A 15,412-nucleotide genomic window follows, 5' to 3' on the forward strand; every position below is an offset into this window, starting at 1 on the left:
GAAGCCCGCGTCCACCGAGGTCGTACTCGGTGAGCGCGGGCTTCGTGCTGTCGTCCGGGCCGCATCCCGGCCGGAGCGAATGTGGCCTTCCGGTCACTCGGAGTGACCGAATGTCACCCTCGGCCGGGAAAGAGAAAGGACGGGAAGGCGGAACTACAGGTCCAGCCCGCGCCCGATGATCTCCTTCATGATCTCGGTGGTGCCGCCGTAGATCGTCTGGACGCGTGAGTCCATGTACGCCTTGGCGATCGGGTATTCCTTCATGTAGCCGTAGCCGCCGTGCAGCTGCAGGCACCGATCGATCAGCTTGACCTGGTTCTCGGTCGTCCACCACTTGGCCATCGCAGCTTCCTGCACCGTCAGCGTTCCGGCGTTGAGCAGTTCGATGAACTTGTCGACCATGATGCGGGTCGCCGTGGTCTCGGTGGCCAGTTCGGCCAGTACGAAGCGGGTGTTCTGGAACTTGCCGATCGACTTGCCGAACGCCTTGCGGTCGCGGCAGTACTGAATTGTCATGTCGAGCGCGGACTCCATGGCGGCGGCAGCGACGACGGCGATGGACAGTCGCTCCTGCGGGAGGTTCTGCATGAGGTAGATGAAGCCCATGCCTTCTTCGCCGAGCAGGTTCGCAGCAGGCACTCGAACGTCGGTGAAGCTGAGTTCGGCGGTGTCCTGCGCCTTCATGCCGATCTTGTCGAGATTGCGGCCGCGTTCGAAGCCGGGCATGTCCCGTTCGACGACGAGCAGGCTGAAGCCCTGCGCGCCCTTGTCCGGATCGGTGCACGCGACGACGATGACGATGTCGGCGTTGATTCCGTTGGTGATGAACGTCTTCGACCCGTTCAGCACCCACTCGTCACCGTCACGAACGGCTTTGGTCTTGATGCCCTGCAGGTCGCTGCCGGTGCCGGGCTCGGTCATCGCGATCGCGGAAATCAGTTCGCCCGAACAGAATCCGGGCAGCCACCGCTTCTTTTGCTCCTCGTTGGTGAGCTTGATCAGGTACGGCGCGACGACGTCGTTGTGCAGTGTGAAGCCGATGCCGCTGTAGCCACCCCTGGTCGTCTCCTCGGTGACGATGGAGTTGTACCGGAAGTCCTCGACTCCCCCGCCGCCGTACTCCTCGGGCACGGCCATACCGAGAAAGCCTTGCTTTCCGGCTTCGACCCACACGTCACGGTCGACGATGTTCTGCTCTTCCCACGTCGCGTGATTCGGAGCGACGTGTTGTTCGAGGAACTTGCGGTACGACTCGCGGAAGAGATCGTGCTCCGGATCGAACAGGGTGCGTTCCACTTCATCACTCCTCATCGGTACTGCCGGACGGCATGGAACCTCGCCGCCGACGGTTGGCGTAGTTCGAACACTACGACCGAACCGAGTTCGCAGTCGATGACCGTTTCGTGCGTCATCGGTGACCGAACGCGCGGTACGTCAGTTCTGTCGCGCCCGAGCCAGGCTGCGCACGATCGGATAGCCGACGAGGATGCCCACCGAGCCCCATGCAATGCCGCCGAGTTCGACCGAGCCGACCGTCAGCGTCAGGTCCCCGATGCCTGCGACGAGCGCCGCGGCCACGACCATCAGGTTGACCGGGTCGGTGAAGTCGACCTTGTTGTCGAACCAGATGCGTACACCGAGGAGACCGATCAGGCCGTACAGCACGAGCGTCGCACCGCCGATGACCCCGGAAGGAACGGTGAAGACGAGAGCCCCGAACTTCGGCGAGAACGCGAGAATCACGGCGGTCGCGGCGGCGACCCAGTACGCGGCCGTCGAGTAGACACGGGTGGCGGCCATGACGCCGATGTTCTCCGCGTACGTCGTCGTCCCCGACCCACCTGCCGCGCCGGCCAGGGTGGTGGCCAGGCCGTCGGCGATCAACGCGTCACCGGCCAGGTCGTCGAGCGACTTCCCCGTCATGGCCGACACGGCCTTGACGTGTCCGACGTTCTCCGCGATCAACACGATCACGACCGGCAGGGCGATGAGTACGACGGACAGCTCGAACGTCGGCCCGCGGAACTCGGGCACGCCGATCCAGGCCGCGTCGCGCATCGCGTCGAGCCTGGTCTGGTCGATCTCGCCGAGAACGGCCGCGAAGACCCATCCGATCACGACGCCGACCAGAATGCCGAGCCGACCGAGAAGTCCTGGACCGACGACGGTGACGAGCAGAATCGCGATCAACGTCACCGCCGCGACGAGCGGCTGCGCCTCGAACGACGACGTCGCGGCCGGAGCCAGGTTGAGCCCGATCAAGACGACGACGGCTCCGGTGACGACCGGCGGCATGACGGCTTCGATCACCCGTCCGCCCGCGAACCTGACGACGAAACCGATTGCGGCCAGGACGATTCCGACGGACATGACGGCGCCGAGTTGCGCTGCCGGCCCGTCTGCCTGCGCAGCACTGAGCGGGGCGATGAACGCGAACGACGATCCGAGGTAGCTCGGAATGCGTCCGCGTGTGATCACCAGGAAGAGCGCGGTGCCGATTCCGGAGAAGAGCAAGGTGGTGGTCACCGGGAATCCGGTGACCGTCGGAACCAACAGCGTCGCACCGAACATGGCGATGACGTGCTGCATTCCGATACCGATCGTGCGCGGCCACGACAGACGTTCGTCCGGGGCCACCACCGCGCCTGCAGCGACAGTCTTTCCGTTGCCGTGCAGGGTCCATCCGAAGTTTCGACTCACAAGGACTGAATCCTAGAGGGCATTCAGTTCAGGATTGCAGCAACCGCCGCGCGTGCGGCGGAAGCGCTGTCCGCGCGCAGAGCGGCGTCGGCTGCTTCGACGCACTTGTCGAACGTGACGGTCGACAGCTTCGCTCCGACGTGGGCGACGGCGGCCGACGCAGCCGACAGCGACGTGATGCCCAGACCCACGAGCACACACGCGAGCAACGGATCGGCCGCTGCCTCGCCGCACACACCGACCGGCTTGCCTGCGGCGGCACCTGCCTTGGCGGTGTGCGAGACGAGCGCGAGCACGGCAGGCTGCCACGGATCGGTCAGCGCGGCCAGTTCAGAGGACATCCGGTCGGCTGCCATCGTGTACTGGGCGAGGTCGTTCGTGCCGATCGACAGGAAGTCGACGTGCTCGAGAATGTGCTCGGCCAGCAGGGCCGCGGCGGGGACCTCGATCATCACCCCGGGTTTCAGCCCGCGCTCACGCACGTCGGCTGCGAACGCAGCGGCCTCGGCGGCGGTCGCGATCATCGGGGCCATGACCCACGGGTTCGAGCCGGTCGCCTTCGCTGCGGCGGCGATGCCGTCGAGCTGGCGATACAGGATGCCACGATCCTGTTCCGCGATGCGGATTCCACGAACACCGAGGGCAGGGTTGGCCTCGTCGGCGTGATTGGCGAAGCGCAGCGGCTTGTCCGAGCCTGCATCGAGTGTGCGGACAACGACCTTGTGTCCGGCGAACGCATCCAGCACCTCCCCGTAGATCGCGGCTTGCTCGTCGACTGTCGGCTCGGCGTCGCGGTCCAAGAAGCACAACTCCGTCCGAAACAGTCCGACGCCGTCCGCCGCGGAACTGCGGGCTGCGCGCGCGCCAGCGCCGTCCTGGACGTTCGCGAGGATGTCGACGGTGTGACCGTCCGCCGTGGCGCCCGGACCGCTCCAGCCCGACACACGGGCGAGTTCGGCTTTCGCGTCGGCGACGAGCCTCGCCGCGTCGTCCGCGTTCGGGTCGAGCACCACGTCGCCCGTCGTGCCGTCGACCATGGCCGTCGTGCCCGCGGGCACGTCGTCGAGACCGGCAACGGCGACGATGCAGGGGATGCCCAGCTGACGCGCGATGATCGCGGTGTGACTGGTGGGCCCGCCGAGCGACGTCGCCAAGCCGACGACGAGGGTGGCGTCGAGACCTGCGGTGTCGGCCGGCGCCAGGTCGTCGGCGAAGAGGATCGACGGCTCGGTCGGCACCGGCACGCCGGGCTCGTCGACTCCGAGAATTTCGGCGACGACCCGGTCGCGGATGTCCCGAAGGTCGGTGACGCGCTCGGCCATCAGTCCGCCGAGCTTTTCGAACATCGTCGCGATCTGTTGCGTTGCTGCTTCCGTCGCTGCCGTCGCGCGGGTGCCCTTGGAGATCAGCTTCTCGGCGGCACCGAGCCATCCGCGATCCTGGGCCATCGCGGCGTTCGCCGACAGGACTTCCGACGCGGCCCCGGTCGCGAGTTCCGCTCGTCCCCGCAGCCGGGCGGCCACGGTCGCGGCGGCCGTGCGGAAGCGTTCGAGCTCTTCGCCGCGCGCCGCGTCGTCGACGACGGTCGTGTCGGTCGGAACTTCCGGGCGACGGCCGGGTCGGATGACCGGGCCGAATCCCACACCGGGAACGACAGGAGTCCCCCGCAACACCGTGTCCTGCGCATCGGATCGCAGCGATCCCGTCATGTGTCCTCCTTCGTCGTTCGGTGTGTTCGACCCGTCACCCGCCGTTGTCTGTGATCGAGATTACTCGTTGGCCTTGACATGTCAACAGATACGGGCGTAAAACAACATAAACCAACAGTAATCAGGAAGGAGTCGGGGGTGTACGCAGAAGAACGACAGCAATCCATCGCGGAACTGATCAGCACCCGCGGCCGCGTCTCCGTCGCCGACCTGTCCGTTGCCTACGGCGTCACCACCGAAACGGTGCGACGCGATCTCGCAGTGCTCGACCGCCTCGGCGTCGTGCGTCGAGTACACGGTGGAGCGGTGCCCGCATCGGCGCTGACGGCCACCGAGCCCGGTGTCGGAGAGCGCGAGTACACGCGCGCGGAGCAGAAGGACGCGATCGCGTCCGCAGCGCTCGACTACCTTCCTCCCGCGGGCGGCAGCGCCGTCTTCGACGCCGGAACCACCACCGGGCGACTGGCCTCCCTGCTGACCGGCGACCGCGACCTGACTCTCGTCACCAATTCGGTACCGATCGCCGCGAGGGTTGCGCCGCTCACCGGCGTGAACCTGCGGATGCTCGGCGGCCGCGTGCGCGGTACGACGCAGGCCGCCGTCGGACCCGAGGCCATGCAGGCGCTCGAATGGCTGCGCGTCGACGTCGCGTTCATCGGCACCAACGCCCTCAGTATCGGCCACGGGCTGTCCACACCGGACAGCGACGAAGCCGCCGTGAAACGAGCGATGGTCAATTGCGCCAATCATGTTGTCGTTCTTGCGGATTCGACGAAGATCGGCCGCGAACACCTCGTGAGCTTCGCCAGACTGGACCACATCGACGTCGTCGTCACCGACGGCGACATCGAGGACACGGATCGTAAGAGTTTGACCGACAACGGAATCGAGGTCGTGACCGCATGATCGTCACACTGACAGCGAACCCGAGTATCGACAGAACCGTCGTACTCGATTCGGAACTGGTTCGCGGCGGAGTGCATCGAGCACGCACCACCGTCAACGACCCCGGTGGCAAAGGCGTCAACGTCGCGCGAGTGCTGACGGGCGCGGGCGTCCAGTCCATGGCCGTCCTGCCTGCGGCAAACGGCGATCCGCTGTTGGAAGCACTGAGCACCAAGGGCGTTCGCTTCTGGAGCGTGCCGACCGACGGCCTCGCACGCACCAACATCACCGTCAGCGAGCCCGGTGGCACGACGACCAAGATCAACGAACCCGGCGCCGTGCTCACCGCGGCAACGCGTGACGCGCTGTTCGAGACCGTCGTCGATCTCGGCCGCGACGCTGCGTGGGTTGCATTGTCGGGATCGCTGCCGCCCGGAATCGCACCCGGTTGGTACGCGGAACTCGTTCGCGCACTGCGCGAGACGCCGTGCAGGGTCGCCGTCGACACCTCGGACGAGCCATTGCTGTCGCTCGCCGAATCGTTCCCCGAATCCGCTCCCGACCTGATCAAGCCGAACTCCGAGGAACTCGCCCAGCTGACCGGCGTCGACGGCGACGCGCTCGAGCAGGCGGCGTCAGCCGGCGACCCGACCGCAGCGGTCGAAGCCAGCCGCATTCTGCTCGGTCGCGGCGTCGGCAGCGTTCTCGCCACTCTCGGCAGCGCCGGGGCCGTCCTCGTCACCGCCGAGGGTGCCTGGTTCGCCAGCCCGCCACGGATCGATGCCATCAGCACGGTCGGCGCGGGCGACTCCTCTCTTGCCGGCTACATCCTGGCCGACATCGAACACTGTTCGCCGGCCGATCGTCTCCGTCGCGCAGTCGCTTTCGGAACTGCAGCCACCGCCCTACCGGGTACGACGCTGCCGACGCCGAATCAAGCACGGCCCGACGCCGTCACCGTGCATGCTCTCGATTCACCTCCCGCCAGCTCGTCCTCTACCCCTTCCAGTTCGTCGACACTCTCCTAGGAGCCGTCATGTCCACACCAACCCACGATCCCGCGATCATCGCGGAGGAGCTCATCCTCCTCGATGCGGACCTCGGCGAGTCCAAAGATGCTGTCATCGAACGACTGTCCGAGACTCTTGCCGCCGCAGGCCGCGCGACCGACGCCGCGCCGCTGCGTGACGCCGCCCTCGCCCGCGAGGCTCAGTCCGCGACCGGTCTGCCCGGTGGGATCGCGATCCCGCACTGCCGCGCCGACGCCGTCACCTCGGCTTCGCTCGGTTTCGCTCGACTGAACCCGAAGGTCGACTTCGGAGCACCGGACGGCCCTGCCGATCTCGTGTTCCTGATCGCAGCTCCGACCGGAGCCGGATCGGCGCACATGAAGCTGCTGTCGAGCCTCGCGCGTGCTCTCGTCAAGCCGGAGTTCGTCGCGTCGCTGCGCAACGCCGCCACCGCGGCCGACGTGGTCGCGCTGGTCGACGGCGTCATCAACCCGGCACCGAAGGCTGCACCCGCCGCGGCACCTGCCGCCGCTCCCGCAGCTGCGCCTGCCACTGCGGAACCCGCTGCCGACGCACCCGCCGACGCGCCGAAGCACATCGTCGCGGTCACGGCATGCCCGACCGGTATCGCGCACACCTACATGGCCGCCGACTCACTCGTTGCAGCCGGTGAGCGAGCAGGTGTCAAGGTGCACGTCGAGACCCAGGGATCGAGCGGAAGCACTCCCCTCGACCCGTCGGTCATCGCGAGCGCAGAAGCCGTCATCTTCGCCACCGACGTCGGTGTCAAGGGCAAGGAACGCTTCGCGGGCAAGCCCGTCGTGTCGTCCGGCGTCAAGCGCGCCATCAACGAGCCCGACGTCATGGTCACCGAGGCACTGCGTGCGTCGTACGACCCCAACGCAGCTCGCGTATCCGGGACCGCAGCATCCTCGAGCGGAAGCAGCGCGGCCGCAGGTGAACTCGGCTGGGGCACGCGAATTCGGCAGATCCTGCTGACGGGCGTCAGCTACATGATCCCGTTCGTCGCGGCAGGCGGTCTGCTCATCGCGCTCGGCTTCCTGCTCGGCGGATACGAGATCTCCGGCGTCGCCGAGGACATCGTCGTCAACAACTCCATCACGTCTCTTCCCGACGGCGGACTGACCGCCTACCTCGGAGCCGTGTTGTTCCAGATCGGGGCGCTGTCGTTCAGCTTCCTCGTGCCCGCCCTGGCCGGCTACATCTCGTACGCCATCGCCGACAGACCGGGTCTCGCACCAGGATTCACGGCCGGTGCCGTTGCGGTGCTCGTCGGAGCAGGCTTCATCGGCGGTCTCGTCGGTGGTCTGATCGCAGGCTTCGTCGCACTGTGGATCAGCAAGTGGCGCATTCCGGCCGTGCTGCGTGGCCTCATGCCCGTCGTCATCATTCCGTTGTTCGCGACGCTGATCGTCGGCGGAATCATGTTCCTCGTGCTCGGCAAGCCGCTCGCCGCGATCACCAGCGGACTCACCAACTGGCTCAACGGCCTCAGCGGCAGCTCGGTGGTCATCCTCGGCGTCATTCTCGGCCTGATGATGTGCTTCGACCTCGGTGGCCCGGTCAACAAGGCCGCGTACGCATTCGCCACCGCGGGCCTGTCGGTGACCGACACCGCATCGCTGCGCATCATGGCTGCTGTCATGGCTGCCGGTATGGTTCCGCCGCTCGCGATGGCACTCGCGTCGGCCATTCGTCCGAGGCTGTTCACCGAAGCCGAGCGCGAGAACGGTAAGGCGGCATGGTTCCTCGGCGCGGCGTTCATCTCCGAAGGCGCCATCCCGTTCGCCGCAGCCGACCCGCTGCGCGTCATCCCGTCGATGATGGCGGGCGGTGCTGTCACCGGTGCCCTCATCATGGCAACCGACGTCACGCTCAGTGCCCCGCACGGTGGCATCTTCGTCTTCTTCGCCATCGGCAAGATCGTCTGGTTCCTCATCGCTCTCGCGGCCGGAACCGTCGTGTCGGCTCTGCTCGTCGTGTTTGCCAAGCAGTTCGTCAAGGGTAAGAACGCTCCGACCGAAGAAGCGCTCGACCCCGACGTCGTCGCCGCCTGATCCCCACCCACTTCTCTAACCCTGCAGGAGAATCACATGCCCAGCACCACAGTCACCGTCGGATCGTCCATCGGTCTGCACGCTCGTCCCGCAGCGTTGATCGCCGAGGCAGTCGCCGAAGCCGGCGTCGACGTCACCCTCGCGGTGGCGGACCAGGAGCCGGTCGACGCCGGATCCGCTCTGATGATCATGACCCTCGGCGCCACCAAGGGCACCGAGGTGACCGTCGAGAGCGACGACCAGGCGACGCTCGACAAGATCGTGGCTCTCGTCGAGTCCGACCTCGACGCCTGATTCCTGCTAGCTACGTGTTCGGGTCCGCCCGAACGCGTAGGCAGTCGACGCGAGAGCGAGAACACCGGCGGCGGCAAGCGCACCGAACGACCATCGGCCACCCGATGACGTGTCGGTCGCTGCCGTCGCCGGTGGCGGTTCCACCAACGATGTCGCGTCACGCAGCATCTGGATCGGAGGCACAGGACCACCCGCAGCCTCCGACGCCACGAGCAGAGTGCCGTCGGTGTCGAAAGCGACTGCCTCGCCCTGAGGCTCCGACGGCAGCGCGACGACGACCGGGTCTCCGGTCAGCGCACCCGCGACGTCACCTTCGGTCACCGGAAACAGGTAGACGTCGGTGTAGGTGCGCACGGCCGCGACGGCACCGTCCCGACTGACCGCACCACCCGTCGCGAGAATCGATCCGGTGATGAACGGCGGGCCCCCGGGCGTGTCGGTCCGCTGGAATGCGCGCTCCCCCACCCTCTTCAGTGGAGTGGGACCGGGCGACGCCAGTTGCTCGACGGTCTCGTCGCCGGCCGGGACGTAGATTCCGCTGACGCCCGATACTTCCTTCGTGACGATCACCGGACGTCCGCCGGGTTCGATCAGGAGGGTTTCGGCGTCGTGCGGGCCGTCCGGAAAGGTCAGCCGGTGCAGCTCACCCTCACCGGTCGACGGATCCATGCTCGTGAGTGCGACGGTGTCGCGGCTACGCAGGTTGTCGCCGGTATCGGACAGCCACAGTCGGCCGTCGTGCGAGCCGAGATCCTCGACGTCGTACGGATCGACCGGCACGTCGAGCCACCGCGTCACAGCGCACGAGCTGTCGAGGACCGCGAGCCGGTGATCGGTTCCACTGTCCCCGATCGCGTACAGCTCACCCTCGATGGCCGTGAGCCCCGACAACTCGTCCAGCCCCGGATCGGTGGGTGTGCACAGGGTCTCGAACTGTTCCTGTCGAACGTCGGGCTCTGCGTCGGCGGTAGCCGGGACGAGCATCAGCGCACCTACGAGACCGGTGACGGCAACACCCCTCATGTGAAGGTCAGGCGGTGACGGCGTCGTAGGCGAAGTCCGACAACACCGACGCGAGAGCGTGGGGAACTCGCGCAGCGACGTGCGTGCCCCCCGCCTCGTGCGTCGACTCGCTGATGCGTCCCTCGGAGTGGATACGAGCGACGAGATCGCCACGCGTGTACGGGATCAACACGTCGACCTCGGCTTCGGGCCAGGCAAGGATCTCGCCGAGATGGTCGCGCAATTCGGCGACGCCCTCTCCCGTGCGCGCCGAGACGAACCGTGCCCCGGGAAGCAGTCCACGCAGCTGCGTCAGCTGGACGGGATCGGCGGCGTCGATCTTGTTGACGACGATCAACTCGGGTGGCATCGGGGCGTCGTGCTCCTTGACGACGTCCATGATGACCTCGCGCACGGCCTTGATCTGATCGGTCGGCAGCGGATCCGACCCGTCGACGACGTGCAGCAGCAGGTCTGCGTCGGTCACCTCTTCCAGCGTCGAACGAAATGCTTCGACGAGCTGGGTCGGCAGGTGCCGCACGAATCCGACGGTGTCGGTGAGCACGATCGCGCGACCGTCGTCGAGCGTCGACTTCCGCGACGTCGGATCCAGCGTCGCGAAGAGAGCGTTCTGCACGAGCACACCGGAACCGGTGAGCTTGTTGAGCAGACTCGACTTGCCGGCGTTGGTGTATCCGACGATCGCGATGTTGGGCGTCGTGCTTCCCACCCGGCGTTCACGCTTGGTGTCACGGGCCTGCTTCATGCCCTTGATCTCGCGTCGCAGCTTGGCCATACGTTCGCGAATACGACGACGATCGGTCTCGATCTTGGTCTCACCGGGACCACGCAGACCCACACCGCCGTTGCTGCCGGCACGACCACCGGCCTGCCGGGACATCGATTCACCCCAACCGCGCAGTCGCGGAAGCATGTACTCCATCTGCGCGAACGCGACCTGAGCCTTGCCCTCGCGCGACGTCGCGTGCTGGGCGAAGATGTCGAGGATCAACGCCGTACGGTCGATAACCTTGACCTTGACGACCTTCTCCAGCGCATTGAGCTGTGCGGGAGTCAGTTCACCGTCGCAGATGACGGTGTCGGCGCCGGTGGACAGGACGACGTCGCGTAGCTCGTGTGCCTTACCCGAACCGATGTAGGTGGCGGGGTCGGGCTTGTCGCGACGCTGCATCAATGCGTCGAGCACCTCGGAGCCGGCGGTCTCGGCGAGCGCAGCCAGCTCGGCCATGCTGTTCTCGGCCTGCGCGGCCGTGCCGCTGGTCCAGACACCGACGAGCACGACGCGTTCGAGGCGTAGCTGTCGGTATTCGACCTCGGTGACGTCGGCGAGCTCGGTGGACAGGCCTGCGACGCGTCGGAGCGCCGTGCGCTCTTCGAGCTGCATGTCACCGGACGAGGGAGCGTCCTCGTCGAGCGGAAGTGGGGATCGGGCGATGCGCCTCGACCACGCTTCCGATTCCTGCGGCGTCCAGCGCTCGGCGGAATCGGTGTCGGCCTCCGGGCCCACGTGGTTTTCAGGGTGATGTGTCTCAGTCATGTACTGTCCATCATCCACGAAATCAGCAGCGCATGCACGTGAGTTTCAGCCGAGCTCCTGCCACCACGTGTCGTCGACGGTGCCTTCGGCGAGCAGAACCGACGGTCCGCGCAGCACCGAGCCGGAGTCGTCGATCGTCACGGTGACCTCGCCACCGGGAACGCCGACGACGACGGAACCCGAATCGAGGCCTTCGTAGGACAGTGCCGCTGCCGCCGCCGCGACCGTCCCCGTGCCGCACGAGCGGGTCTCCCCGACGCCACGCTCGAACACACGCATGTCGACCCGGCCGAACTGCAGACGCGTCACGATCTCGACGTTCGCGCCGTTACGGAAGAAGTCCGCGTCCAGATCGGGAGGAGTCGACAGATCCAGCTCTCGCAGCGACACGACGTCGGCGGACGCGTCGACGCAAGCCAGATGCGGGTTGCCGACATCGATGCCGATGCCGTCGAACGTCCGGCCACCCAGTGTGGTGCTGCTGGCCCCCAGTAGCTGCACGTCGCCCATCTCGACCGACACGTCTGCGTTCGTCTCGTCGAACTTGTGCACGGTGACCGGTCGCGCTCCTGCCCGCGACCCCACGACGAACCGGTCGCCGTCCACGAGGCCGTGTGCACGCACGTAATGCGCGAAAACCCGGACACCGTTACCGCACATCTCAGCGATGGTGCCGTCACCGTTGCGGTAGTCCATGAACCAGTCGTCCGCGCCGACGCCGACCGGCAGCCGGTCGAGGACGCCTGCGTCGCGCAGCGCGCCTGCTCGAGCGACACGCAACACACCGTCGGCGCCGATCCCGCGACGTCGATCGCACAGCGCGGCGACACGGGTGCGCAGCAATTCGATCTTCACGTCGGGATCGAACAGCACGACGAAGTCGTTCTGCGTTCCGTGGCCCTTGGCAAAATGCATGGTCGAAATCCTACCGCTGGGCGCCACGCCCGGAGACGGCTGCAAGTGCTGTCTCGGACAACCGGGCGTCCGCGCCGTCGAGCCACTGCACCCTGGGGTCACGCCGAAACCACGACCGCTGCCGACGAACGTAACGACGCGTGCCGATGAACGTGCGCTCCCGCGCGTAATCCAGGTCGGTGTCGCCGGCGAGGTAGTCCAGCACCTGGGCGTATCCGATGGCCCTCGACGCGGTGACGCCGTCACGCAGCCCCTGATCGACCAGCGCGGCGACTTCGTCGACGAGGCCCGACTCGAACATCAGATCCGTTCGTCGGGCGATCCGCTCGTCGAGTTCGCCGGTGTCGCGATCCACTCCCAGGATGCGCGTGCCCCACCGCGGCGTCCCGATCGTAGGCGCCGACGCCGCGAACGGCAGCCCGGTGATCTCGACGACCTCCAGTGCGCGCACCATGCGACGGCCGTCGGTCGGGAGGATGGACGCCGCCGCCTCCGGATCGGCCGCGGTCAGCGCGCGATGCACCGCCTCGGTCCCACCGTCGGCCAGTACCTGCTCCCAGCGTGCCCTCACCTCGGGATCGGTTGCAGGGAACGCCCACTCGTCGAGCAGCGACTGGACGTACATCATCGATCCGCCGACGATGATCGGCACCTTGCCGCGAGCCGCGATCTCCTCGACGTCCCGGACGGCCGACGCCTGGTACTTGGCCACCGTTGCAATCTCGGTGACGTCGAGTACGTCCAGCTGGTGATGCGGAATCCCCCGCCGCTCGTGCACGGGCAGCTTGGCGGTGCCGATGTCCATCCCGCGGTAGAGCTGCATCGCGTCGATGTTGACGATCTCGCCGTCCAGGGTCTCGGCGAGGTCGAGCCCCAGGTCCGACTTCCCGGTCGCGGTCGGTCCGACGACCGCGATCGGAGTGCGCGAACTCATGCCGACGGCTCCCAGAATCCGGCGAAGTAGCCGACACCGAACGGCGCTCCCCTGTGCAACGGAATCGAATTCACGACGTCGTCGCCGACGACGGCTGCCGACACCTGCCACGCTGCGGCACCGGACGCGCCGAGCTCTCGGCACAGATCACGGTCGATCCCGGCGAGGAACGAGACGTCGGCGCGTTCGAGTGCGTCGTCGAGCCCGGACTGGAACGCGGCCGCGCGATCGTCGAACGACCCGGGCGCCTTCGGTGTCAGCGTCGTGCAACCGTCCGCGACGACGAGCACACCCCAGTCCTCGTCGTCGGCGTCCATGCGCTGCCGAAGTTCGTGGCCCAGGCGGCGGCAGGTCGACGCATCCGTGTCGGCGGCGACGATGCGCGCTTCGACGACGGCGCCCGGAACGGCATGGCCGCGCAGCCACCCGGCGATCAACGCCGCCAGCGGCATCCGGTCGTCCGTCTGCGCCGCGTCGGTGGACAGGCCGACCTCGACGTCGACCCCGTATCCGCGGAACGAGCCACGCGCGACGGGCGGCACGGTCGCAGGCTCGTCGGCCACACCGAGCGCAATCCACCGAGTGGCGACGCGGCCGAGTCGGGTCGCGGCATCCAATGCCGCGCGACGTACTGCGTCCGTCTCGGAGGCTCCACCGCCGGTCAACTCCGGAACCAACAGGGGCGGGGACGGCACCAGGGCCACTGCGCGGAACACGACGACCACGCTAGTCGGTGGACGCGAATGCGCCGACACGGATGCCGCCGTTGGCGTACGACATCGTCTGTTGCTCTCCGACCTGTTTCAATGGTCGGAACCGGCGACACCGAGTTCAATGGTGTTCATCGGTGACCACAGCGCGATAGAGGCAGCCGTGACGCGCGGCAGAGACGAGGAACAATGACCGACCCCAGTGGCACGACCAGCAGCGGCTCTTCCGAATCTGCAGGTCCGAAGCCCGGAAGCCCCAAGCCCGGCGGTCCGAAGCCGGGCGCTCCGAAGCCTGGCGGCGTATCGCAGAAGGCAGCAAAGCCGTCGACTCCGGGGGTGGCCAAACCTCATCCTGTCTCGTCGCACGTCGCGTCCGTGACGCCCACCGTCGCGCCTCCGAGCGATCCGAGCAAGTTCGGCCGCGTCGACGACGACGGCACCGCCTGGGTGACGACACCCGACGGCGAACGTCGGATCGGATCGTGGCAGGCCGGTGACGCCGCCGAAGGTCTCGCGCATTTCGGCCGTCGCTACGACGACATGTCCACCGAGGTCGCGCTGCTCGAAGCTCGGCTGACGGCCGGCTCAGGTGACGCGAAGAAGACGAAGGCGGCCGCGCAAGCGCTGCTCGAGTCCATTCCGACCGCGGCGATCATCGGCGACATCGACGCGCTGACCCGTCGGCTCGAGGTCGTCGTCGAGCATTCGGAGGCCGCGGCAGCCGTGGCGAAGCACGAGAAGGAACTCGAGCGCGCGGCGCACACCTCGCGCAAGGAGGAACTCGCGGCCGAGGCCGAACAGATCGGTAGCGAGTCCACGCAGTGGAAGCACGCCGGCGATCGGCTCCGCGAGATCCTCGACGAGTGGAAGACCATCCGCGGCGTCGACCGCAAGGTGGACGACGCGCTCTGGAAGCGCTACTCGAAGGCGCGCGAGAACTTCAACCGTCGTCGAGGAGCACACTTCGCCGACCTCGACCGCGAGCGCGGGGCCGCCAAGGCACGCAAGGAAGAGCTGGTCGAACAGGCGCGTGCGCTGTCGTCGTCGACCGATTGGGGTCCGACCGCCGGGGCGTTCCGCGACCTGCTCGTCGAATGGAAGGCAGCCGGACGAGCGCCACGCGACGCCGACGACGCACTGTGGAAGAACTTCAAGGCCGCGCAGGACGTGTTCTTCGCGGCGCGGAACGCAGCAGCCTCCGAGCGTGACGCCGAGTTCGAGGCCAACGCCGCCGCGAAGGAAGAACTGCTGAGCCATTACACCCACATCGATCCGGCCAAGGATCTCGAAGCCGCCCGTGCGTCGCTGCGGGATCTCCAGGAGAAGTGGGACGAGATCGGCAAGGTTCCCCGCGATCGCATGCACGACCTGGAGGGCAAGCTACGCGCCATCGAGAAGACGGTCCGCGACGCCGCGGACGACCAGTGGCGACGGACCGACCCGGAGGCATTGGCTCGCGCGGCGCAGTTCCGTGAGCGCGTCGCGCAGTTCGAGGAGCAGGCTGCGAAGGCTCAGGCCGCGGGCAAGGACAAGGACGCGAAGAAGGCTCTCGAGCAGGCTCAGCAGTGGCGTGAATGGGCCGACGCCGCCGAGGGCGCCGTCGGCGAGCGGTAGACG

General features: G+C 67.3%; 13 protein-coding genes. 5 read left to right on the forward strand and 8 right to left on the reverse strand.

All coding sequences use genetic code 11. The annotated features are described in order from the left end of the window. Positions 1–153: 153 nt before the first annotated feature. From DK926_RS24505 to ptsP, 3 genes are all read right to left on the reverse strand, one after another. Positions 154–1,296, reverse strand: a complete 1,143-nt coding sequence (locus DK926_RS24505; protein ID WP_114332570.1) for an acyl-CoA dehydrogenase family protein — start codon at positions 1,294–1,296, stop codon at positions 154–156. A 138-nt stretch (positions 1,297–1,434) separates the two neighbouring features. After that, entirely contained in the window at positions 1,435–2,700 is a 1,266-nt protein-coding gene (locus DK926_RS24510; protein ID WP_114332571.1) for a solute carrier family 23 protein, read from the reverse strand. Positions 2,701–2,723: 23 nt separating this feature from the next. Then, positions 2,724–4,409 (reverse strand): phosphoenolpyruvate--protein phosphotransferase, encoded by a 1,686-nt coding sequence (gene ptsP / locus DK926_RS24515; protein WP_114332572.1) that lies wholly within the window; start codon positions 4,407–4,409, stop codon positions 2,724–2,726. Positions 4,410–4,547: 138 nt separating this feature from the next. Here ptsP and DK926_RS24520 point away from each other — a divergent pair, with 138 nt between their 5' ends. The 4 genes from DK926_RS24520 to DK926_RS24535 are packed head-to-tail and all read left to right on the forward strand — an operon-like array spanning position 4,548 to position 8,676. Continuing rightward, entirely contained in the window at positions 4,548–5,315 is a 768-nt protein-coding gene (locus DK926_RS24520; RefSeq protein WP_068428929.1) for a DeoR/GlpR family DNA-binding transcription regulator, read from the forward strand. After that, on the forward strand, positions 5,312–6,322 hold the full coding sequence (locus tag DK926_RS24525) for a 1-phosphofructokinase family hexose kinase (protein ID WP_114332573.1): 1,011 nt from the start codon (positions 5,312–5,314) through the stop codon (positions 6,320–6,322). The genes DK926_RS24520 and DK926_RS24525 overlap by 4 nt, the downstream gene beginning before the upstream one ends. Positions 6,323–6,330: 8 nt before the next feature. Continuing rightward, positions 6,331–8,382, forward strand: a complete 2,052-nt coding sequence (locus tag DK926_RS24530) for a fructose-specific PTS transporter subunit EIIC (protein WP_114332574.1) — start codon at positions 6,331–6,333, stop codon at positions 8,380–8,382. Positions 8,383–8,418: 36 nt separating this feature from the next. Then, on the forward strand, positions 8,419–8,676 hold the full coding sequence (locus DK926_RS24535) for an HPr family phosphocarrier protein (protein ID WP_068428923.1): 258 nt from the start codon (positions 8,419–8,421) through the stop codon (positions 8,674–8,676). A 6-nt stretch (positions 8,677–8,682) separates the two neighbouring features. Here the strand turns inward: DK926_RS24535 and DK926_RS24540 are convergent, their stop codons facing one another. From DK926_RS24540 to DK926_RS24560, 5 genes are read right to left on the reverse strand one after another with little or no spacing between them, the layout of a single operon-like run. Then, positions 8,683–9,699, reverse strand: coding sequence for a hypothetical protein (locus tag DK926_RS24540; RefSeq protein ID WP_243637007.1), 1,017 nt, complete (start codon positions 9,697–9,699; stop codon positions 8,683–8,685). A gap of 7 nt (positions 9,700–9,706) precedes the next feature. Continuing rightward, complete coding sequence (gene hflX / locus DK926_RS24545) at positions 9,707–11,236, reverse strand: GTPase HflX (protein ID WP_243637008.1); 1,530 nt, start codon at positions 11,234–11,236, stop codon at positions 9,707–9,709. 45 nt (positions 11,237–11,281) lie between these two features. Next, entirely contained in the window at positions 11,282–12,151 is an 870-nt protein-coding gene (gene dapF, locus DK926_RS24550; RefSeq protein WP_114332575.1) for a diaminopimelate epimerase, read from the reverse strand. Between the two features lie 10 nt (positions 12,152–12,161). Then, positions 12,162–13,085, reverse strand: coding sequence for a tRNA (adenosine(37)-N6)-dimethylallyltransferase MiaA (gene miaA / locus DK926_RS24555; protein ID WP_114332576.1), 924 nt, complete (start codon positions 13,083–13,085; stop codon positions 12,162–12,164). After that, entirely contained in the window at positions 13,082–13,801 is a 720-nt protein-coding gene (locus DK926_RS24560) for a hypothetical protein (protein ID WP_243637009.1), read from the reverse strand. Before DK926_RS24560 ends, miaA begins: the two co-directional genes overlap by 4 nt. A 183-nt stretch (positions 13,802–13,984) precedes the next feature. Here DK926_RS24560 and DK926_RS24565 point away from each other — a divergent pair, with 183 nt between their 5' ends. Continuing rightward, positions 13,985–15,409, forward strand: coding sequence for a DUF349 domain-containing protein (locus DK926_RS24565; RefSeq protein ID WP_114332577.1), 1,425 nt, complete (start codon positions 13,985–13,987; stop codon positions 15,407–15,409). The last annotated feature ends 3 nt before the right edge of the window (positions 15,410–15,412 follow it).

This window comes from Rhodococcus sp. Eu-32 (genome assembly GCF_003336925.1).
GTDB lineage: Bacteria > Actinomycetota > Actinomycetes > Mycobacteriales > Mycobacteriaceae > Rhodococcoides > Rhodococcoides kyotonensis_B.